The organism is Georgenia subflava, assembly GCF_009193155.1.
GTDB classification, from domain to species: Bacteria; Actinomycetota; Actinomycetes; order Actinomycetales; family Actinomycetaceae; genus Georgenia; species Georgenia subflava.
Map to the genome: position 1 here is coordinate 1,117,966 of NZ_VUKD01000001.1, position 20,627 is coordinate 1,138,592.

21 protein-coding genes are annotated in these 20,627 nt (G+C 73.3%); 8 read left to right on the plus strand and 13 right to left on the minus strand.

Going from position 1 to position 20,627, the window contains the following annotated elements; genetic code table 11:
• Positions 1-17: 17 nt before the first annotated feature.
• Positions 18-296, minus strand: a complete 279-nt coding sequence (locus GD748_RS05040; RefSeq protein ID WP_152194038.1) for a WhiB family transcriptional regulator — start codon at positions 294-296, stop codon at positions 18-20.
• A gap of 127 nt (positions 297-423) precedes the next feature.
• Here GD748_RS05040 and GD748_RS05045 point away from each other — a divergent pair, with 127 nt between their 5' ends.
• Entirely contained in the window at positions 424-1,482 is a 1,059-nt protein-coding gene (locus GD748_RS05045; RefSeq protein ID WP_152194039.1) for a GlxA family transcriptional regulator, read from the plus strand.
• Positions 1,483-1,495: 13 nt separating this feature from the next.
• Here GD748_RS05045 and GD748_RS05050 read toward each other — a convergent pair whose 3' ends face one another.
• Positions 1,496-2,587, minus strand: coding sequence for a DNA glycosylase AlkZ-like family protein (locus tag GD748_RS05050; RefSeq protein ID WP_152194040.1), 1,092 nt, complete (start codon positions 2,585-2,587; stop codon positions 1,496-1,498).
• A gap of 180 nt (positions 2,588-2,767) precedes the next feature.
• Between GD748_RS05050 and dinB the strand changes: the two genes are divergently transcribed.
• The 3 genes from dinB (at position 2,768) to GD748_RS05065 (ending at position 5,495) form a co-directional block, all read left to right on the plus strand.
• A complete protein-coding gene (dinB, locus tag GD748_RS05055) occupies positions 2,768-4,024 on the plus strand; it encodes a DNA polymerase IV (RefSeq protein WP_152194041.1) in 1,257 nt (418 codons plus the stop codon).
• Positions 4,025-4,106: 82 nt separating this feature from the next.
• Positions 4,107-4,481 (plus strand): bleomycin resistance protein, encoded by a 375-nt coding sequence (locus GD748_RS05060; RefSeq protein WP_152194042.1) that lies wholly within the window; start codon positions 4,107-4,109, stop codon positions 4,479-4,481.
• A gap of 21 nt (positions 4,482-4,502) precedes the next feature.
• Entirely contained in the window at positions 4,503-5,495 is a 993-nt protein-coding gene (locus GD748_RS05065; RefSeq protein WP_152194043.1) for a serine hydrolase domain-containing protein, read from the plus strand.
• Positions 5,496-5,550: 55 nt separating this feature from the next.
• On the opposite strand, the gene GD748_RS05070 is transcribed toward GD748_RS05065, so the two are convergent.
• The 3 genes from GD748_RS05070 to GD748_RS05080 form a co-directional block, all read right to left on the minus strand.
• Positions 5,551-7,953: a glycoside hydrolase family 65 protein gene (locus tag GD748_RS05070; protein WP_152194044.1), complete on the minus strand. Its 2,403-nt coding sequence runs from the start codon at positions 7,951-7,953 to the stop codon at positions 5,551-5,553.
• Entirely contained in the window at positions 7,950-8,684 is a 735-nt protein-coding gene (locus GD748_RS05075) for an HAD family hydrolase (protein ID WP_152194045.1), read from the minus strand. Before GD748_RS05075 ends, GD748_RS05070 begins: the two co-directional genes overlap by 4 nt.
• A 175-nt stretch (positions 8,685-8,859) precedes the next feature.
• Entirely contained in the window at positions 8,860-9,348 is a 489-nt protein-coding gene (locus GD748_RS05080) for a hypothetical protein (RefSeq protein WP_152194046.1), read from the minus strand.
• A gap of 129 nt (positions 9,349-9,477) precedes the next feature.
• Between GD748_RS05080 and GD748_RS05085 the strand changes: the two genes are divergently transcribed.
• Positions 9,478-10,206 (plus strand): AIM24 family protein, encoded by a 729-nt coding sequence (locus GD748_RS05085; RefSeq protein ID WP_152194047.1) that lies wholly within the window; start codon positions 9,478-9,480, stop codon positions 10,204-10,206.
• Positions 10,207-10,226: 20 nt separating this feature from the next.
• Here GD748_RS05085 and GD748_RS05090 read toward each other — a convergent pair whose 3' ends face one another.
• The 3 genes from GD748_RS05090 to GD748_RS05100 all read right to left on the minus strand — a co-directional run bounded on the left by GD748_RS05090 (position 10,227) and on the right by GD748_RS05100 (position 12,087).
• A complete protein-coding gene (locus GD748_RS05090) occupies positions 10,227-10,793 on the minus strand; it encodes a CDP-alcohol phosphatidyltransferase family protein (protein WP_152814896.1) in 567 nt (188 codons plus the stop codon).
• Entirely contained in the window at positions 10,790-11,398 is a 609-nt protein-coding gene (locus GD748_RS05095) for a DedA family protein (protein ID WP_152194049.1), read from the minus strand. Before GD748_RS05095 ends, GD748_RS05090 begins: the two co-directional genes overlap by 4 nt.
• Before the next feature lie 95 nt (positions 11,399-11,493).
• Positions 11,494-12,087, minus strand: coding sequence for a YdeI/OmpD-associated family protein (locus GD748_RS05100; RefSeq protein ID WP_152194395.1), 594 nt, complete (start codon positions 12,085-12,087; stop codon positions 11,494-11,496).
• Positions 12,088-12,362: 275 nt separating this feature from the next.
• On the opposite strand from GD748_RS05100, the gene GD748_RS05105 reads away from it, so the two are divergent.
• Positions 12,363-12,764 (plus strand): RidA family protein, encoded by a 402-nt coding sequence (locus tag GD748_RS05105; protein WP_152194050.1) that lies wholly within the window; start codon positions 12,363-12,365, stop codon positions 12,762-12,764.
• A gap of 5 nt (positions 12,765-12,769) precedes the next feature.
• Here the strand turns inward: GD748_RS05105 and GD748_RS05110 are convergent, their stop codons facing one another.
• Both GD748_RS05110 and GD748_RS05115 read right to left on the minus strand, forming a co-directional pair.
• Positions 12,770-13,657, minus strand: coding sequence for a M23 family metallopeptidase (locus GD748_RS05110; protein WP_152194051.1), 888 nt, complete (start codon positions 13,655-13,657; stop codon positions 12,770-12,772).
• A 242-nt stretch (positions 13,658-13,899) separates the two neighbouring features.
• Positions 13,900-15,264 (minus strand): serine hydrolase domain-containing protein, encoded by a 1,365-nt coding sequence (locus GD748_RS05115; protein ID WP_226920777.1) that lies wholly within the window; start codon positions 15,262-15,264, stop codon positions 13,900-13,902.
• A 136-nt stretch (positions 15,265-15,400) separates the two neighbouring features.
• Between GD748_RS05115 and pgi the strand changes: the two genes are divergently transcribed.
• Together pgi and GD748_RS05125 are read left to right on the plus strand one after the other, a co-directional pair.
• Positions 15,401-17,095 carry a glucose-6-phosphate isomerase gene (gene pgi / locus GD748_RS05120; protein ID WP_152194397.1) on the plus strand — a complete coding sequence of 565 codons (1,695 nt, stop codon included), beginning with the start codon at positions 15,401-15,403 and terminating at the stop codon, positions 17,093-17,095.
• Positions 17,096-17,200: 105 nt separating this feature from the next.
• Positions 17,201-17,446 carry a biotin/lipoyl-containing protein gene (locus GD748_RS05125; RefSeq protein ID WP_193312817.1) on the plus strand — a complete coding sequence of 82 codons (246 nt, stop codon included), beginning with the start codon at positions 17,201-17,203 and terminating at the stop codon, positions 17,444-17,446.
• 5 nt (positions 17,447-17,451) lie between these two features.
• Here the strand turns inward: GD748_RS05125 and GD748_RS05130 are convergent, their stop codons facing one another.
• From GD748_RS05130 to GD748_RS05140, 3 genes are all read right to left on the minus strand, one after another.
• Entirely contained in the window at positions 17,452-18,909 is a 1,458-nt protein-coding gene (locus GD748_RS05130; protein ID WP_152194053.1) for a GuaB1 family IMP dehydrogenase-related protein, read from the minus strand.
• Positions 18,910-18,984: 75 nt separating this feature from the next.
• On the minus strand, positions 18,985-19,455 hold the full coding sequence (locus GD748_RS05135; protein WP_152194054.1) for a hemerythrin domain-containing protein: 471 nt from the start codon (positions 19,453-19,455) through the stop codon (positions 18,985-18,987).
• A 96-nt stretch (positions 19,456-19,551) separates the two neighbouring features.
• On the minus strand, positions 19,552-20,520 hold the full coding sequence (locus GD748_RS05140; RefSeq protein WP_152194055.1) for an FAD-dependent oxidoreductase: 969 nt from the start codon (positions 20,518-20,520) through the stop codon (positions 19,552-19,554).
• Positions 20,521-20,627: the final 107 nt, after the last annotated feature.

Here is a 20,627-nt window from a genome sequence, read left to right on the forward strand (position 1 = left end):
AGGACTTGCAGCGCCGCTCAGGCCTCGGCCTTGCGCGGCCTGCCCCGACCGCGTTTGCGGGCCACGACGACGCCGTCGACGAACACCTCGCCGCCCCAGACGCCCCAGGGCTCGGCGCGCTCGAGCGCACCAGCGAGGCATGCCGCACGCAGCGGGCACGTCCGGCACAGCGACTTCGCCAGCTCGACGGCCGTCGTGTGCTCGGCGAACCACAGGTCGCGACGATCTCCCTGGCACGGGGTGAGCGGGACCGGCTCGTGGTGGAGGTTCGCCAGTCCGACGGCGAGCGAGTGCATCGTGGCCCTCCCTGAGCGGCTCGTGAGGGGTTCTGTGTGCGATCCCGACCCCGACTTCGCCGGAGATCCCCTCTGGTAGAGCAAGCCTGCCTGGACTACCGTCGTACCCCTAGGGGGTATCGATGCGATGTCCGAAAAATTGGTTCACGCGGCCGGACGGCCGACAGCTCTTGCTGAGCGCACCGGTCATGCCGGCGCCGCTGACGTCGGCGGTGCCGCAGCCGTCGAACGTCTCATCGCGGTCGTCGCCTACGAAGGCGTCGAGCTCCTCGACGTCGCCTGCGTGACGTCGGCGGTCGCAGCGGCCACCAAGGTGGGGGCCGCACCGCCCTACCGCGTCGTGGTCCTGACGCCCGGTGGCAGCCCCGTGTCGTGCGACTCCGGGCTCCAGCTGCCCGGGCAGGCCGCGCTCGAGCACTTCAACGAACCGCTCGACACGCTCGTCGTCGCGGGCGGACGAGGGTTCACGGCCGCGTCCGACGACCGCCGCCTGGTCGGGCACGTCCGCCGCCTCGCGGCGCTGGCCCGTCGGGTGACCTCGATCTGCACCGGCCTCGGCGTGCTCGCGGCCACTGGTCTGGTCGACGGTCACCGGGCGGCGACCCACTGGCACTTCGTGGAGGAGATCCAGCGACGCTACCCCGCGGTCCACGTCGACCCCGCGCCCATCTACATCCGCGAGGGGAACCTCATCACCTCTGCCGGCGTGACGAGCGCGCTCGACCTCACGCTCGCACTCATCGAGGAGGATCACGGACCCGAGCTCGCGCGGCTCGTCTCCAGGATTCTCGTGACCTACATGCAGCGTCCCGGTGACCAGACCCAGATGAGCATGTTCACGACGGCGCCGCCGCCCCGGCGGACGGCCGTGCGCGGGGTCGTGGACCACGTCGCCGCGAACCTCGACGGCGACCTGTCCACCCGGGCCCTCGCCGCCGTCGCCCACGTGGGGGAGCGGCAGCTCGCCCGCCTCTTCCTCGAGCATGCCGGCGTCACCCCGGCGCGCTACGTCCGGCAGGCCCGTACCGAGGCGGCCGCACACCTGCTGGAAGCGACCGAGCTGTCCCTGGCGGCGATCGCCCGCCGGTGCGGCTTCCGGCAGACCGAGAGCCTCCGCCAGGCGTTCGTCAGTCAGTACGGCACGCCGCCGGGAAGATATCGGCAGGAGCTGAGCCGGGCATCCTGACGCTACGGCGCGCTCAGCGGCCCGATCGGCTCAGCGACAGGTCCAGCCAGGTCGCCAGTGCCTCGATCTCCCCGTCGACGTCGTGGGTCATCGCCCGGGTGAAGCGCACGTCCTGGTGGACGGCATGGACCGTGAGCGTGCGCTTCTTGCGGTCGGCCGTCGCGTCGAGCTTTCCGACCAGCCGGTCGTGGTGGAGGACCGGGAGGGCGAAGTAGCCCCAGCGCCGCTTGTCCCTCGGCTTGTACATCTCCAGGTAGTACTCGAAGTCGAACAGGTCCTGCGCCCGGTTGCGGTCGTGGACGAGCCTGTCGAACGGTGACAGCAGCGCGGTGCGGCCCGTGAACGGCGCGTCGAGCGCCTCCGGGTCGACCCGCCACTCGCCCTTCACGCCGTCCACCACCGCCGGCTCCCCGGCCTCGCCGACGTCGGCCGGCTCGACGGACTGCGCCGTCGTGGCGGCCCGCGCGATGCCCAACGCCTTGAGGCGGCGGCGGTCGCGCTCCTTCAGCGCCTCGTCCAGGGGCGTCGCGACGACGTCGGCCGGGTAGACCCGTTCGGCCAGGTCCCACACCCGTTGCCTGCCCTGACGGCCGGCGACGGCGACCACGCCCCGCCCGCCGAGGATCTCCAGCATCTGGGTGACGTTGCGGTCGTTGGACCACCCGGTCGAGGGCCACGGCACGGCGCTGGTGTCCGGGATGTCACGCGAGAGCAGCGGGCCGGAGTCGCGGAGGCGAGCGAGGACGTCGTCGCGGAAGGACTCGTTGGCCTGCAGCCACTCGCGGGTCTGCTGGTAGCGCGGTGCCCGCTGCATGTCAGCCACGTACAGGTGGAGGTCGGCCGTCGGGCGAGCGGTCGCCCGGTACTCGAAGAGCGTGCGGTCCCGGTCGAGGGCCTGCTGCAGCTGAGCCGGGTCGTACCCGCCGCCGAGCCTGGTCCAGGCGACCAGGTCCGCGCTCGGTGCGACGGCGGCGGTCGGGTCCAGCTGGAGGAACGTCAGCCGGTTCGCGACCGTGAGCAGGTCCGGCGGGCGCTGGGCGTCCAGCAGCTGTGCCCGGACCGCGATGCGCCGGGCCTCGTCCTGGTCGAGGGTGTGGACTGCCATGACGGTCAAGGTAGCGACGACGCCTGCCGTTGCGCACCCAGTCCGGTGACCACCGGTGGATCACTGTCCCGGCGTGACCCCCGGCGATGCGCATCGTTCGCGAGATGGCAGCTCCGTTCCCCCCGCGGTGGAGCACGGCAGGGCCTTTCGCTCGAACAGGTGTACGACTAATCTCGTGCCATGACAGCCGGTCCGTCGATCCTGCACGCCGACCTCGACGCGTTCTACGCGTCGGTGGAACAGCTCCTGGAGCCGACGCTGCGCCGTCGGCCGGTCGCGGTCGGCGGGAGTGCGCGCGGCGGCGTGGTCCTCGCCGCGTCCTACGAGGCCAAGGTCCACGGGGTGCGGGGAGGGATGCCCGGCTGGCAGGCCGCGCGGCTGTGCCCGGACCTGGTGTTCGTGCGCGGGCACTTCGACCGCTACCGGGGGCTGGCGGACCGGGTGATGACCGTCCTCGGCGACTTCACCCCGGCGATCCAGCGGATCTCGATCGACGAGGCCTTCCTCGACGTCTCTGGCTCGGTCCACCTCTTCGGCACCCCGGCCTCCATCGGTGCCCGCATCCGGGAACGCGTCCGCGCGGAGGTCGGGCTGCCGATCTCCGTGGGTGCGGCGAGCACGAAGCACCTGGCGAAGATCGCGTCGCAGGTGGCGAAGCCGGACGGGCTGGTGGTCGTCCAGCCGGGACGCGAGCGCGAGTTCCTCGACCCGCTGCCGGTCGGCCTCATGTGGGGCGTGGGACCCGTGACGGAGCAACGCCTCGCCGACCGCGGCATCCGGACCATCGGCGAGCTCTCCGAGGCGCCCGGGACGATGGTGGAGCGGCTCCTGGGCCGGGCCTCCGGAGCCACCCTGCACGCCCTCGCGCTCAACGACGACCCGCGCAAGGTCGCCGGCTCCGGCCGGGCCCGGTCGGTGGGCGCACAGTCGGCGCTCGGGCGGCGCCGGCCCACCCCCGAGCTGGTGCGGGCGGTGCTGTCGCACCTCGCCGAGCGCGTCGCGAGCCGGCTGCGCGCGAAGGGCCGTGCCGGGCGCACCGTCACGGTCCGGGTCCGGTTCGCCGGGATGCGCTCGGTGACCCGCTCGCACACCCTGCCGGGCCCGGTGTCGACCACCCTGACGCTGACCGAGGTGGCCGAACGCCTCGTGTGGCACGCGATCGGGAAGGAGGACTCGTCGGTCGAGATCACGCTGCTCGCCGTAGCCGTGTCGAACCTGACGTGGCAGCAGGCGGTGCAGCTCGAGCTGCCGCTCCAGCCGGAGGACCCGTGGCGGCCCGGCTCGGCCACCGGGTCGGCCAGGTGGGCGCTCGACCGGTCCATGGACGCCGTGCGCACCAGGTACGGACGCGACGCCGTCGGCTACCTCCCGGCGACGATCGGCCGGTCCGGCGGAGTCCCCGACGACTTCCGGGAGCTCGCGGAACGGGATGTCTGAAACTTAAGGACCCGACGCCTGGACCCAGGGGAGCGGGACGTGCGGGCCGGACGACGTGGCGGGGCGGGAGTAGTCTCGGGCGATGGCCGAGCGTGCTGTGCCAATCCTGCCGAGCCGGAACCTGCGCGAGACGCTCGAGTTCTACGAGGCCCTCGGGTTCGAGAACCGCGGGGCGCCGCCGGAGGAGTGGGACTACCTCATCGTCGGCCGAGGCAACCTCGAGGTGCACTTCTACCCGGACCCGCAGGTGGACCCGCTCGCGACGGCGGCGAGCTGCTACGCGTTCGTCGACGACGCCCAGCGGCTCTACGAGGACTGGGTGGCGATCGTCGTACCCGACCCGCCGACCGGCAGCCGCGTCGTCGAGGTCATGGACACCGACTACGGCATGCGGGAGTTCGCCGTCGTGGACCGCAGCGGGAACCTCGTCCGCGTCGGGTCGTCCCTGAACCGCTAGCGCCGCCGCAGGATTGTCGCCATGGACGTCCCCGTAGAGCTAGCGACCGAGCGGATGCTGACCGAACTGCGTGACGACCCACGGTTCCGTCACATGGCGCACGTGCTGGTCCGGACCGGCGGGCACGACGTCGCCGACGTGCACCTCCGCGGCCCGGAACGGCTGGATCTGTTCTCCGTGACGAAGACGGTGGTCGTGCTGCTGCTCGGCATCGCCGTCGAGGACGGTCTGCTCGGGATCGACGACCCGGTCGCCGAGCACCTTCCGTTCAGACCTCCGCCGACGATCAGCGGTCAGACCGTCCGCCACCTCGCCGCGATGACCCGCGGCGCGCGCACGGACGGCCCGTGGGACCTCGACGCGGTGGCCGGCAGCGGCAGGTCGTGGGGCCGGGCGTTCGTCGAGGCGCCGACCGTCGCCGCCCCGGGCACGACCTTCCGTTACGACAACGGAGGGAGCCACCTGCTCGCGACCGTCCTGGACCAGGTCACCGGTGGGCTCGGTGAGTTCGCCGGGAAGCGACTGTTCGGACCGCTGGGAGTCGTCGACTGGGACTGGCGTACGGACCCTGACGGTGTGCCAGTCGGGGCAGGGCACCTGTGCCTGACCGCCAGAGCCGTCGCCGACGTCGGCGGGCTCTTCCTCGACGGCGGCGCGGCGGAGGGACGACAGCTGGTCCCGCGCCGGTGGCTCGCCGCGATGCGCACCCCCACCGGCCACCACGGCGGACCCGAGAACCGCGACTACGGTCTCGGCCTGTGGGTGGAGGACCACGAGACGGCCTTCGGGGCCGGATGGGGTGGGCAGCTGATGCTCGTCCGACGCCGGGACCGCCTCGTGGTGGTGGTGCAGACCGACACCGGCTTCCGGCCCGGCCCGCCGCCGAGCGACGAGCTGCCCGGTGACTGGGCGCAGCCGCTGGAGCTCGTGCGCAGGCACCTGCTTCAAGCGCGTCGCCCTCCGGCGCACCCGTCGAGATCGCAGAGGGGCCGTTCGTCCCAGTCCCACCGATGACCCGGTGGAGCGCGCCGCCGTCCACCGCGCGGAGCGACACCGGCGGGACCGATGCTCAGACGGCGTGGTCGACGTCGCCCCGGGTGTGGACCTCCCCGTTCCCGTCGACCCGGCGCGGGGACCGGCCCGGCGGCTGCTCCGGGCGGGGCAGCAACGGCGTCGGACGACGCGTGGGCCGCCGGAGCACCGCGCCCTCGGCGAGCTCGAGCTCCTCGTCGTAGAGCCGCAGCGGCATGCGGCAACCCGGATCACCGATGAGCGTGCACGTCACCTCGTCGTGACGGACCGCCACCTTCAGGCACATCCCGTGCCAGCGCAGCCGGAAGGTCAGCCCAGCCACGTCGTCGGGCAGCGCCGGCGCCAGCCGGATGACGTCCGCGTCCTCGCGCAGGCCGCCGTAGCCGGCGAGCACGCCGATCCACGTCCCCGCCAGCGACGCGAGGTGGACACCGTGGGCGGTCGTGAACTGCAGGTCGTGCAGGTCGACGAGCGCCGCCTCGTGGAGGTAGTCGCGGGCGAGGTCGAGATGGCCGGCCTGCGCGCACATGACCGCCTGGGTGCACGCCGAGAGCGAGGAGTCCCGCACCGTGCGGCGCTCGTAGTAGTCGAGGTTGCGTGCGAGCTGCTCGTCGGTGAAGTGCTCCGGGCACCAGTGCATCGCGAGCACCAGGTCGGCCTGCTTGACCACCTGGCGCCGGTAGAGCAGCACGTAGGGGGCGTTCATCATCAGCGGGTAGGCCTCGCCGTCGGGATCGAAGTCCCACTCGCGGTAACGGGTGAAGTCCCGGCACGCCGGGTGCACGCCGAGCACGTCGTCGTAGGGCACGTACACGTGCGCCGCCGCACGCTCCCACCGCTCGAGCTCTGCCTCGCTCACCTCGTGCTGCGCGGCGACATCGGGGTGGCGGCGGCAGGCGGCGACGGCGGCCCGCAGGTTCCGCGCGGCCATCAGGTTGGTGAAGGTGTTGTCGTCGACGACGCCCGTGTACTCGTCGGGCCCCGTCACGCCGTCGAGGTGGAAGCGCCCGTGCCGGTCCTCCTGGCCCAGCGAGATCCACAGGCGGGCCGTCTCGACCAGCACCTCCAGCCCGTGCTCGCGCTCGATCTCGCCGTCGCCGGTGACCTGCCGGTAGATCTCGAAGGCGCGGACGATGTCGGCGTTGATGTGGAAGCCGGCGGTGCCGGCCGGCCAGTACGCGGACGTCTCCGCGCCGTCGATGGTGCGCCAGGGGAACGTGGCGCCGGACAGCCCGAGGGTGGCGGCCCGCTCCCGTGCGGCCGGCAGCGTGGCGGCGCGCCAGCGCAGCAGGTGGGCGGCCGCCTCCGGGACGGTCAGGGCCAGGACCGGCAGGACGAAGCCCTCGACGTCCCAGAAGGTGTGCCCGTTGTAGCCCGTGCCGGTCAGGCCCTTGGCGCCGATCGCGCGGCCCTCGTTGCGGGCACCGGCCTGCAGCACGTGGAAGAGGCCGAACCGCACCGCCTGCTGGAGGACGGCGTCGCCGTCGAGCTCGACGTCGGCGGCCATCCAGAAGTCGTCCAGGTACTCGCGCTGCGCGCGGCGGAGCGCCGACCACCCCGCGTACCGGGCGCTGGTCAGGGCGGCGGCCACCTGGTCGCGCAGCGCCGTCGCGCTGCGCGCGGCGGACCAGCCGTAGGCGAGGTACTTCACCACCCGGAGCTTGTCCCCGGGGCGCAGGTGCGTGACCACCGTGGTGCGGGCCCAGTCCGGCCGGACCTCGTTCTCGATGTCGTACTGGCTGTCGCACTCGACGTCGTGGTCCATGCCGGCGGCCAGCTGCAGCCCGGACTGCGCGGTGCGGTGCACCAGCACGGCGCCGCGCTGCTCGACGTCCTGGCTGACCGGGCGCAGCGGCGCGTCGAGCGCCTTCGCCACCCGGGGGTCCTCCGAGCCGACCTCCGGCGGTCCCTCGTTCGCGACGAGCTCGGACTGCACGATGATCCGCGTGTCCTCCACCGCCTCGACGGTGTAGGCGACGGCGGCGACCGCGCGCTGGGCGAAGGAGACCAGACGCACCGACTTGATCCGCACGGCCTTCCCGGCCGGCGAGACCCACTCCACCTCGCGGCGCAGCACACCGGCGCGCAGGTCGAGGGTGCGGACGTGGGAGCGCAGCATGCCGTAGCGCACGTCGAACGGCTCGTCGTCGACCAGGAGCCGGACGAGCTTGCCGTTGGTGACGTCGACCATCGACTGCCCCGACTCGGGGTAGCCGTACCCGCCCTCGGGATACGGCAGCGGGTGGTGCTCGAAGAACCCGGAGAGGTAGGTGCCGGGCGTCACGTGCGGTTCCCCCTCGTCGAGGTTGCCGCGCAGCCCGAGGTGACCGTTGGACAGCGCGAAGAGCGTCTCCGTCTGGCCCAGGTGGTCGAGGTCGAGACCGTCCTCGCGCAGCACCCACGGGTCCCGTCCGAGGTCCGCGTAGCCGTTGCCGCTCACAGCAGGGCCGCCAGGTCCTTCACGACGACGTCGGCACCGGCCGTTCGCAGCGCGTCGGCCTGGTCCAGCCGGTCGATCCCCACGACACGGCCGAAGCCGCCGGCCCGGGCGGCCTCGACGCCGGCGATGGCGTCCTCGAAGACGGCGGCGGCTCCCGGCTCCACACCGAGCTCGGCCGCGGCCGCCAGGAACGTGTCGGGCGCCGGCTTGCCCGGAAGATCGCGCTCGCGGGCGACGACCCCGTCGACCACGGTGTCGAACCCGTCCGCGAGCCCCGTGACGTCGAGGACGAGTCTGGCGTTGGCGCTGGAGGAGACCACCGCCGTGGCCAGCCCGGCGGCGCGGGCGGCGCGGACGTAGTCGCGGGCACCGGGCAAGGGATCCACGCCGTGCTCGCGCAGGAGCTCGAGCACCGCGACGTTCTTCCGGTTGGCCACCCCGTTGACCGTTCCCGCCTCCGGCGAGTCGTCGGGGTCGCCGGAGGGCAGGACGATGCCGCGGCTCGCGAGGAAGTCCCGCACGCCGTCCGCACGCCGCTTGCCGTCCACGTGACGTGCGTAGTCCGTCACGGGATCGAAGGCCACGAAGGCCTCTCCGGTCTGCTCGGCGCGCTCGCGCAGGTACGCGTCCAGGGTCGCGGCCCAGGCGCCGGCGTGGAGACCGGCCGTGTCGGTCAGGACGCCGTCGAGGTCGAAGAGGCACGCCCGCGTCCCGTCCGGCAGACCCAGCACTGCACGTCTCCTCACCTCGGCGTTGCGGCCCCAGCGTGTCACCGGAGCGCAGCCTCTGCCCGTTCTACGGATCAGCCGAGCATCCAGATGCCGCAGGTCCGAGCAGCTGCCGCAGGTCCGAGCGCGGTGCTGCCGCCCTGCACGGGCGCGCCCGGACCGCCGTTCTGTCCTCGCGTCAGGCGGTGGTGCCGCCCTCCCGGTTCGCCCACGGCGGCGGCGGGGGCGGCTGCACGGGCCGTGGTGGTGCGGGGTCGGGCGAGGTGCCTGCCGGGTGCTCGTGCGCGGACTGTGGGGCCGCAGGCGCACCCGGCGGCGGCGGCACCGAGCCGCCTGGTGGCGGTGGGACCGAGGCCGCGCCGGCGGCCCAGGAGGCTCCCTGAGCAGCCGCGCCGGGTGGCGGCGGCTGCGCGGTCTGCAGCGTGAAGGAGCGGATGGCACCGCGTGACTCCATGTCGTTCAGCGCCGCCACCAGCCGCTCGCGGTCCTCGGGCACGGGCCGGCCGGTCGCGTCCAGGTACGCCAGCAGGCCGAGGTCACGGAAGTACCTGTCGGCGTCACCGCCCCCGGCAGATCCGGGTCCGCCGAGCCCCGAGCTCGCCAGCGCCGTGTCGGCCCTGGCTGCGAGATCGTTCGCCGCCGCCTTCGCCTTGTCCAAGAACCCCATGACGACCTCCCCAGGTGCTCAGCCCCCTGCCTCGGCAGCAGCCTACGCACGGCCCGGTGTGCTCGATAGGGTTTGGCGCGACGGGCGCCGGGGGCGGGTGCCACCACCCACGAGAGGACGGGAACGCACATGGCCATCCACGGCACGCTGTTCAACGAGTTTCGCGAGAACGTCTCCCAGGACCCCTTCTCGCTGCAGAACAAGAAGCTCCTGAAGATCCAGATGCAGTACGGGCCGGTCTGGGCCCGGACCGGCTCGATGGTGGCCTACCAGGGCGACGTGCGCTTCGAGAACAAGGGCTCGGGCGGCCTAGGCAAGATGTTCAAGTCGGCCATGACCGGCGAGGGCGTCGACATGATGCAGTGCACGGGTCAGGGCGAGCTCTTCGTCGCCCACGACGCCGCCGAGGTCCAGATCATGTACCTGGAGAACGACTCCATCTCGGTCAACGGCAACAACGTGCTGGCCTTCTCGGCCTCGATCGAGTGGGACATCCACCGCATCCAGGCGCGCGGCGCCGCCATGACCGGTGGCCTGTACAACGTCTCCCTGCGTGGCACCGGGTACGTCGCGATCACGACCAAGGGCGAGCCCGTGGCGCTCGACGTCGCCGGCGCCCCGACCTTCGGCGACGCCCAGGCGGTCGTGATGTGGACGGCGGGCGTGAGCATGGACGTCCGGATCGACACCGGCGGCCTGAAGTCGATGGTCCGCGGCGGCACCGGGGAGACGTTCCAGATGGCCTTCGGCGGCCAGGGCTACGTGCTCGTCCAGCCCAGCGAGTCGGTCACCGCGGGCGGCCACCAGAGCAGCGGCAAGAGCTCGGGCGGTGGTCTCGGGGACCTCTTCGGCGGCTGACCGGTCCGGCCCCGCGTCGGTCAGGCCGGCTGCCCCTGGCGCTGCCGGGCCAGGCCCCGCCACCCCTGGACGGCGTACTGGCCGGCGGCGACCACGTGGCCCACGCACCCGGCAACCGTCAGGCCCCAGGCGACGGCGGGCAGCGCCGTGCCGACCAGCGTCTCGTGCGTCGAGAGCAGCAGGAGCGGCAGGCCCGCCATGAGCAGGGCGGTGCGCGCCTTCCCGACCACGCTCGGCCGGTTGCGCGGGACAGGACGCCGCCGGCCCAGCAGCACACCGAGGGCGACCCAGAAGATCAGGTCGGGCACCGCGAGCACGACGAAGACCCACCACGGTGCCGCCCCAGCAAGCACGAGCGTGAGCGCGACGACGACGAGACCCAGCCGGTCGGCGACCGGGTCGAGGACCGTGCCGACTCGGCTCACCTGGTCCAGGCGTCGCGCCAGGTAGCCGTCGGCCCAGTCGCTCACCCCCAGGACGACGAGCACTGCGGTGGCGGCGAGCACCTGGTCGTCGAGCGCGAGGACGACGAAGAGCGGGGTCAGGACCAGCAGGCGTGCTGCGGTGATCAGGTTGGGGACGGTCACGAGACACCCACCCGCCGACGGCGGAGCAGGAGCGTCGCCACGACGGCGGCACCCGCCACCGCGAGGAGCACCCACCCGGCGTCACCGAATGCAGATGCCACCCGCGGCAGCGCGGACCCGGCCGCGGCGCCGGCGCCGACCCACAACGCGGCCCACAGCGCCGCACCGAGCGCCGACGCCGCGAGGAAGCGCCGGTAGCCGAGGTCCGCCGCACCGGCGGCAGCCGGCACCAGCGTGCGCACGACCGGCAGCAGCCGGCTGATCACGACGGCGGCGGGGCCACGGCGGCGCAGGAGCCCGGTCGCCCGGTCCCAGTGCCGGGTGCCCACCCGGCGCACGGGACGCGAGTCGCGGAGCCGGTGACCGTGGCGGCGGCCGAGCAGGAAGCCGACGTGGTCGCCGGCGCTGGCGCCGACGGCGACGACGGCAGCGGCGAGCACGGTCTGCTCGGGGCCGATGGTGGCCGCCCCGACGAGCAGGACCACGGTCTCCCCGGGAAGGACCATGCCGACGCCGAGCGCGGACTCGGCGAAGGCGAAGAGCCACCCGACGATCAGCAGGACGGGACCGAAGGCGGCTGGCAGCAGCGTGAGGAGATCGGGCACAGGCACAAGCCAACGCGGTGGCGGCGGTCGCCGTCCATGGGTTATCGCCCTGGTCGGACCCTGGTCACGACTCAGGGTCCCGGGCGCACGCGGCGTCAGGTCGGACGCCTCTTCTGGGGGTGCGGCGTCTCGTGCCGCGCGAGCATCGCCACGAACTCGGTGATCTTGCGCTCCCGGGTCTCGGCCCGCCGGACCGAGCTCAGCCGGTAGATCAGCGCGAAGCGGTTGGTCGAGGTCAGGACGTCGAACATCGCCTGGGCGCGGGGTTCTGCCGCGATCGCCGCGGCGAGGTCGTCGGGTACCTCGGCGGTGGCGGGGCCCTCGTAGGCACGCTCCCACCGGCCGTCGGCCTGTGCGGCGCGGACCGCCGCACGGCCCGCCTCCTGCATCCGGCCCTCCTGCTCCAGCCGGGCCACCCGGTCGACGTTCCTCGCCGACCACGGGCTCCGCTGCCGGCGCGGGGTCATCCGCTGGAACGAGCTCGCGGCGTCCCGGCGGCGGGCCTGCCCGTCGATCCAGCCGAAGCACAAGGCCTCCTGCAGGGCGTCCTCGTAGGTCAGGGCGGTGACGTCGCCGCCCTTCTTGTGCAGGACCAGCCAGACTCCCGGTGAGCTCACGTGGTGCTCGGCCAACCAGTCGTGCCAGGCAGCCACGTCGGGCAGGAGCAGCTCCGTCAGCTCGTCCGCCATCGTCATCCCGTCTCGCGTTCCCCAGGCCGGTGCGGCAGCGGAGCCGTACGCGGGCCTGCGCGGCAGCGGTGCCGCGTGGTCCAAGTCCACCACACGGGACCGACACGACGGCGCGGCTTCGTCTCAGGTCTCGGGGCCGTGGCGATCTCGGCCGTTCTCCTGCCCGAAAGCTCTGGTCAGGGCCACTGCCACGGAGCATGCTGGTGCGGGAGCAGCGGGAGCAGCGGGAGCAGCGGGAGCAGCCGGAGCATGGATGGCATGCCGAGAGGAGCGAGATGGTGGGCCTCACGCACATCAACCCCGCCGGCATGCACGAGAGCCCGGCCTTCTCCCAGGGGGTCCTGACCAGCGGCCCCGGACGGTTGCTCGTCGTCGGCGGGCAGAACGGCGTCGACGCGTCGGGCCAGGTGGTCGGACCGGGGCTCGCCGAGCAGACCGCCCAGGCGCTGCGGAACGTGCTGGCGGTGCTCGCCGAGGTCGGCGCCACGCAGCGGGACGTCGTGAGGCTGGGGATCTACGTCGTCGCTGGCGAGGACGTCATGGCCGGGTATGCGGCGTCGGCCGAGGTCTGGGGTGCGCACCCGACCGCGGTGACGGTGCTGGAGGTGGCCGGGCTCGGGCCCCCGGGCGCGCTGGTCGAGATCGAGGCACTCGCCTATGTGCCCGAGCAGGACTGAGCGGCTCAGAGCTCGCTGACGTCCACCGCGTCGAGGCCGGCCATCCAGGCCAGCGGCTCGGTGGTGGTGAGGTCGTCGTCGGTGTGGATCTCGAAGTGCAGGTGCGGCCCGGTGGAGTTGCCGTTGGAGCCGACGGCGGCGATGACGTCCCCGGCGGAGACCTTCTGGCCGACGCTCACGTGCACGTCGCCGGGGTACATGTGGTTGTACCAGCTCTCGAAGTGCTCGCCGTCGACCTCGTGCTTGATCGTGACGAGCGTGGGCGAGCGACCGTCCTTGCCGTCGCCCACATAGGTCACGACGCCGTCGGCCACGGCGTGGATCGGTGTGCCGAGCGGGGCGGCCATGTCCGTGCCCGTGTGCATGCTCCGGCCACGGCCGAACGGGTCGGCGCGGACGCCGTAGGGGGACGTCGAGCGGTACGTGCCGGCCGCCAGGGGCATGACGACCTCGGGTGCCGGGTCCGCGACCGCCGCGGCCGCGCCGTCGGCGCCCTCGACCGCCTCTTCCGGCAGCGCCTCACGCTCGTTCGCCCGCGAGGCCGACCGGATCTCGGCCCGACTCCCCGCCAGCGGCGTCGCCGCGAGAGGAGAGGCGCTCTGCGTGGCGGCGATGCCCGCGCTGGTGAGCGCCTGCTCCAGGGTGTCGAGGGCGCTCGTGGCGAGCGGGGTGACCTCGGGGACCGCCTGGGCGGACTCCTGCGAGCTGGCCAGGCCGAGCAGCGGGGCGGCGACGGTCGCGACGCCGAGGGCGGCCAGCAGCGTGGCGCGGACCGGCCGTCCCAGTCGGGTCCCTAGACGGCCCGCCGTGCGATCGGCGGCTTCCTCGCGGATCTGCCGACGGGTCAGGGTCCCGGCGACGGGGGCAAGACGCTCGGTCTCGGCCTCGGGCACAGCGTGAGTCAAGAAGCCTCCAGGAATCGGCCCGGGTGGCCGTTCGTGCCGCCGTCCTGACCGGCGGCGGGGGATGATGCGGGGCCGACGGCCCCCGGAAGAAGTCGCGAAAGACTAACGACGCGGGCCGGGCCCGACCTATGAGGCGCGTCACGATGTGACCGACTCCACACGCGGCTGGTCCGGCGCGCCCGACGGTGCGTGGTAGGCGCCGAGGTGGGACCCGGGCGGAACCGCCCGGCTCAGCGCCAGCCGGCGGGGTCCACACCGCCCGGCACGTCGGTCCCGGGGTCGTAAGGGCTGCGTGTGAGATGGAAGGACGCGACGTCGAGGTGCCGTACCGCGCCGTCCGGGCCGCGGACCGCCCGGAGCGTCTCGCCCGCGTAGTACCCGTCGAGGCCGGTCCAGGTGTCGGAGCCGGAAGGGACGAACCGTGAGCCCCGGCCGGTCGGACCGGTCGGCACCAGGCTCAGGCCGCCGTCGGGAAGGGCGCGCAGCACCAGCGGGGCCGGTCCCCAGAACCACTGGCCGGCGAGCTCGAGCGAGCCGGCGCCGACCGGGCGCACCTGCCAGGCGGGCGGCGTCCGGGGCTCGCACTCCTCGAGGAGGCGCAGCAGGTCCTCGGCGACGGTGGCGGAGATCCCGGTGGTGGAGTTCGTCAGGACGACGACGCCGTCACCGCTCGCGACGTCGACGCGCAGGGCCGCCACGAACCCGGGCACCGAGCCGCCGTGGCCGACGAGCCGGCGACCCTCGAGGTTCCACACCTGCAGCCCGAGCCCGTACGCGCCGGTCCACGCCTCGCCGGGCACGTCGTTGAGGACCAGGGGCTCGGACATCTCGGCGAGGGTGTCCGGGGCGAGGAGGTCACCGGTGTCGCCGGCGAGGAACGCCGCCCAGCGGGAGAGGTCGCCGGCGGTGGACCACAGCTGTCCGGCCGGTGCCATCGCACCGGCGTCGTGCGCCGGCTCGGGCAGCACGACGTCGGCGAAGGGATGGACCGCGAGACCGGGCGCGTACGGCGCCACGGGGCCGGTGCTCGTGCGGGTCATGCCCAACGGCTCGAGCAGCTCGGTGCGCAGCACCTGGTCCCACGGGGCGCCGCGCAGCCGGGCGAGCAGCTCACCGAGCACGGCGTAGCCGACGTTGCTGTAGTGGTGACGCCGCCCCGGGCGGTGCCTGGTCGAGGCCACGGTCAGCGACCCCGTCAGCTCCTCCCACCCCGCTCCCGGGGTCCGCTCCCACCAGGGACCGTCCGGTTCCGCCTGCAGCCCGGCGGAGTGGGAGAGCAGCTGGCCGATCGTGGCGCCGCCGAGGGCCGTGCCGGGCAGGTGACGCTCGAGCGGGTCGAGCAGGTCCAGCCGTCCCTCGTCGCGCAGCCGCATCACCGCCGTGGCGACCAGGGTCTTGGTGATCGAGCCGATCCGGTACTGGGTGCCCGGCCCCACTGTCGTGCCGTCGGCGCGGCCGTCGGCCGTGCCCCGAGCGTCGCACCAGACCGAGGCGCCGTCACGGACCAGCGCCGCGCACACCGAGGGGAGCCGGCTGCCGGCCTGCTCGTCGGCGAGCCGACGGCTCAGGGCCTCGGTGGTGCCGCTCCGGATCACCTGCCGAGCCTACGACCCGGGCGGCCGCAGGGCTCGGCTCGCGCCGTCGTCGGCCACCGTCCAGCCGCCCGCCCCGCCATCCGCCCGACGGGACGAACGCCGCTACCCTCGCGGTCGCGGTGGCGCTCGCGCCATGATGGCCCTGAGCGTCGTGGAGGACCCCGGCGCCGGGACCGACCTCAGGGAGCGCGACGACGTGAGCGGACAGCAGGACATCTCCACGACGAGCCAGTGGCAGGCCCTCGCCGCCCATGCCGAGCAGCAGCGCGACGTCCACCTGCGCGAGCTCTTCGCGGCCGACGGCGACCGGGGCACGAATCTGGTGGCCGAGGCGGCCGACCTGTACGTCGACTACTCCAAGAACCGCGTCACCGACGAGACGCTCGCGCTCCTGCAGGACCTCGCCCGCACCGCCGGGCTGAGCGAGCGCATCGAGGCGATGTTCCGCGGCGAGCACATCAACACCACCGAGGACCGCGCCGTGCTGCACACCGCGCTCCGGGCGCCCCGCGGGACGAACCTGGTGGTGGACGGCCAGGACGTCGTCGCCGACGTGCACGAGGTGCTCGACAGGATGTCCGCGTTCGCCGAGAAGGTGCGCTCCGGGGAGTGGACCGGCCACACCGGCAAGCGGCTCACCAGGATCGTCAACATCGGGATCGGGGGCTCGGACCTCGGCCCGAAGATGGCGACGGTCGCGCTCCAGCCGTACGCCGACCCGGCGATCACGTCGGTCTTCGTCTCCAACGTCGACGGCGACGACATCGCCCGGGCGCTCGCGGACGCCGACCCGGAGGAGACGCTGTTCATCATCGCGTCCAAGACCTTCACCACCATCGAGACCATCACCAACGCCCGGACCGCCCGGACCTGGCTGCTCGAGGCCCTCGGTGACGAGGCCGCCGTCGCGAAGCACTTCGTGGCGGTCTCGACCAACGACGAGCGCGTCGCCGAGTTCGGCATCGACACCGCGAACATGTTCGGCTTCTGGGACTGGGTGGGCGGGCGGTACTCCTACGACTCCGCCGTCGGCCTGTCCGTGATGATCGCGATCGGGCCCGAGCACTTCCGCGAGATGCTCGCCGGCTTCCACGCCATGGACGAGCACTTCCGCACCGCGCCGCTGGAGCAGAACGTCCCTGTCCTGCTCGCGCTGATCGGCATCTGGTACCGCAACTTCCAGGGCGTCGCCACGCACGCGGTGCTGCCGTACAACCAGTACCTCTCCCGGTTCCCCGCCTACCTCCAGCAGCTCGACATGGAGTCCAACGGCAAGTCGGTGACCCGCGACGGCACCCCGGTGGACTACCAGACCGGCCCGGTGGTCTGGGGCGAGCCCGGCACGAACGGGCAGCACGCGTTCTACCAGCTGATCCACCAGGGCACCCAGACGGTGCCCGCCGACTTCATCGGGTTCGTCCACCCCGCCGACGAGATCCCCCACCACCACGACCTGCTCACCGCGAACCTGCTCGCGCAGACGGAGGCGCTCGCCTTCGGCAAGACGGCCGAGGAGGTCCGGGCCGACGGCGTCGCCGAGGGGCTCGTCGCGCACAAGACGTTCGCCGGGAACAGCCCGACGACCCTGATCATGGCGCCGCGCCTGACCCCGTCGGTGCTCGGCCAGCTGGTCGCGCTGTACGAGCACAAGGTCTTCACCCAGGGCGTGGTCTGGGGGATCAACTCCTTCGACCAGTGGGGCGTGGAGCTGGGCAAGGTGCTGGCGAACCAGATCGCGCCGGAGCTCACGGCGACGGACGAGCCCGAGCTCGGTCACGACTCCTCGACCAACGCGCTCATCCGGCGCTACCGGGAGCAGCGGCGCAGCTAGCGGTTCGGCGGCCGGCGCGCCGGGTGCCCGGCCGCCTGCGGGACCGAGCGGGTCGTTCTACGCTCGAGGCGTCCCGCACGGAGCGGGATGGGCAGGAGGACCGGCATGACGGACGTCGAGTTCCCGACCGTCGACGGGTCGCGGGCGTGCCTGACCGGGCTGGTGAGCGTGTGGCACGTCGGCGACGGCGAACGGGTCGAGCCGGGCCGGGTCGTCGCCGAGGTCGAGCTCGGCGACGTCGAGACCGAGGTGCTCGCCCCGGCGGCCGGCGTGCTGCGGCACCTCGTGAGCGTGGACGAGATCAGCGCCCAGGGCGTGCCGATCGCGCGCGTCGAGCAGGCCGAGGAGTAGGGCGCTCACCACCCCGCCGGCAGCGGGCGTCCCTCCTCGTACCCGGCCGCCGACTGCACGCCCACCAGAGCGCGCTCGGCGAACTCGGCGAGCGAGCGGGCACCGGCGTAGGTGCAGGAGCTCCGCAGCCCCGACGTGATCTCGTCGATCAGGTCCTCCACGCCCGGACGGTCGCGGTCGAGGTAGATCCGCGAGGCGGAGATGCCCTCCTCGTAAAGCGCCTTGCGGGCACGGTCGAACGCGGAGCCGTGCCCCGCCGTGCGGGCGGCGACGGCGCGGGCCGAGGCCATCCCGAAGCTCTCCTTGTACATCCGGCCGTTGCCGTCCACGTGCAGGTCGCCGGGCGACTCGTGCGTGCCGGCGAACCAGGAGCCGATCATCACCTGAGAGGCGCCCGCGGCCAGGGCCAGGGCGACGTCGCGCGGGTGGCGCACCCCGCCGTCGGCCCACACGTGCGTGCCGAGCTCGCGGGCGGCCGCGGCGCACTCCCGGACGGCGGAGAACTGCGGGCGTCCGACGGCGGTCATCATCCGGGTCGTGCACATCGCTCCGGGGCCGACGCCGACCTTGACGATGTCCGCACCGGCCGCGACGAGGTCGCGGACCCCGTCGGCGGTGACGACGTTGCCGGCGACCACGGGTACCTGCGGGTCCACCGAGCGCACGGCCTCGAGCGCCGCGACCATGCGCTCCTGGTGGCCGTGCGCCGTGTCGACCACGAGCACGTCCACGCCCGCCTCGAGCAGGGCCCGTGCCTTGCCGGCCACGTCCCCGTTGATGCCGACGGCGGCGCCCACGCGCAGGCGGCCGCTGTCGTCCAGCGCGGGCGCGTAGACGCTGGAGCGCAGCGCCCCGCGGCGGGTCAGCACGCCGACGAGCCGGCCGTCCCGGGTGACGGGCGCGAGCTTGAGGCGGGCGCGGGCGAGCTCGTCGAACGCGGCCTCCAGGCCGGCGGTGCCGCGCCCGTCGAGCGTCGCGGCGTCGATGACGCGCGGGTCGGCGGACATGACCTGGTGCACCTGCGTGAACCGGTCGACGTCCTCCCAGTCGGTCTCGGAGACGATCCCGACCGGGCGCCCGTCGTCCACGACGACGACGGCGCCGTGTGCGCGCTTGCCGATCAGCGACAGCGCGGTGTGCACGGTGTCGTGCGGGCCGACCGTCACCGGGGTCTCGATCACCGGGTCCTTCGCCTTGACCGACGCCACCACGTCGGCGACGACGTCCGCGGGCACGTCCTGCGGGAGAATCGTGATCCCGCCGCGCCGGGCGACCGTCTCGGACATGCGTCGCCCGGCGACGGCGGTCATGTTCGCCACGACGACCGGGATCGTGGTGCCGGTGCCGTCCGTCGTCGCGAGGTCGACGTCGAAGCGCGAGCCGACGTCGGAGCGGGACGGCACGAGGAACACGTCCGAGTACGTCAGGTCGGTGGTGGGGTTCTGCCCCGGCAGGAAACGCATGTGTTCATTGTCAGTCATACGTGGCCGGCTGCCCGCAGCCAGTCGTGCGGCACCGGTACCTGCGCCCGGCCGACCTCAGAGCGGTCCCAGGACGTCGTGCGGGTCCGCCCCGAGGGCGAGCGTGTCGAGCACGGTCAGCAGCTGGCGCTCCTCGTACCGGAAGTGGGACTCCATGATCGCGGCGATCCCCTCGATATGCCGGTCCAGCTCCGTGGGGGACGCGGCGCGCCCGATCGCCGTCTGCATGGCGGTGATCAGGTGCGCCATCATCGAGTGGTCCTGCTCCAGGTACCGCAGCGTCTCGCGGAGCTCCGGGTGGGCGGCGGCGATCGCGGGGAACAGGGTGCGGTCCTCGCCCTCGTGGTGCCCGGTCAGCGCCGTGCAGAAGCCGTGGCAGAACAGCAGCAGGTCCCGGGTTGCCGGCCCGGCAGCCGCGTCGTCGTCCAGGGCGGCACGGGTCACCCGCAGGGCTTCTCGCAACCGGTCGTGGACGGCGCGCAGCTCGTGGCTCCAGGCGACGAGCCTGGTCTTCTCGCCCTCAGTCACGTGAGGGCGAAGGGATCGACGGTGTCAACGTCGAGCTCCTTCGTGTCCGGCGCCTCCATGCCTGACACGGTCTGCCACCGGCACGCGACGCTGCGGTCACGATAGCGGACGGGAGTCGTCGAGGAGTCGAACCGCGTCTTCCGCGGTGCCCCAGGACTGGCTCACGCCCGACCCGCCGTGGCCGACGTTGTGCACGTACACGGTGTCGCCGCGCCGCTCGGCCGCGAGGTGGACACCGTCCTCGCGCCGCGGGCGCAGCCCGACCTGGGTGCCGAGGACGGAGACCTCGGCGAGACGAGGGTCGATCTCGGCGCAGCGGGCCACGATCTGCCGGGTCTGCTCGGCCCGGACCCGAGGGTCGTCGACGGCGTCGTCGGTCGCGGTGGCACCGAGGACGACCCGGTCGCCGTGCGGCCAGAACGCCGCCCACGCCGGACCGAACGGTGCCTCCATGAAGAACTCGTCGATGCCGGGGTTGGCAACGACGACGTGCTGGCCGCGCGACGGGCGCACGCTCGTGCCGGCGAGCTCCCGCGATCCCAGCCCCGAGCAGTTCATCACCGCGGGAGCGAGCCCGGAGACGTCGTCCAGCGAACCCAGGCGCCCGATCTCCACCCGCGTCCCGGCTGCCTCGAGCCGGCCGACGAGGTAGCGCAGGTACGGGACCATGTCGACGAGCGGGGTCTGCGTGCGGAACCCCCAGCCGAAGCCGTCGGGCAGCGTGGACGGCCCGGCGACGTCGACCGGCCGCCCGTCCAGGGCCATCGGGAAGGGTGGCTCCTGACGAGCCGCCAGGAGGCCGGAGCGGACCACGACGCCGGAGCCCGGGTCCTCGGCGAGCTGGGTGAAGACCTCCCGGCCCCGGCGTTCCCACTCGAAGGCCGGTTCGCCGGCCGGGAACAGGTTGGGCCCCACCATGGCGGACGCGACGGCCGAGGTCGTGTCCAGAGGCCCCTCGGCCGCCAGCACACGCACGTCGTCCCCGCGTTCGGCGAGCAGGACGGCGGTCGTCAGGCCCACGACCCCGGCACCTACCACGACGACGCCGGTCGTCGGCTGTGACATGTGCTCCCCTTGAATCGATCGCCGCGGTGTCTGACGAGACACCACGCCACCAGACCATCCGACGGCCGTCAGCTCTGTCAACGTCCTTTTCTGGGAGTCGCAGGTCG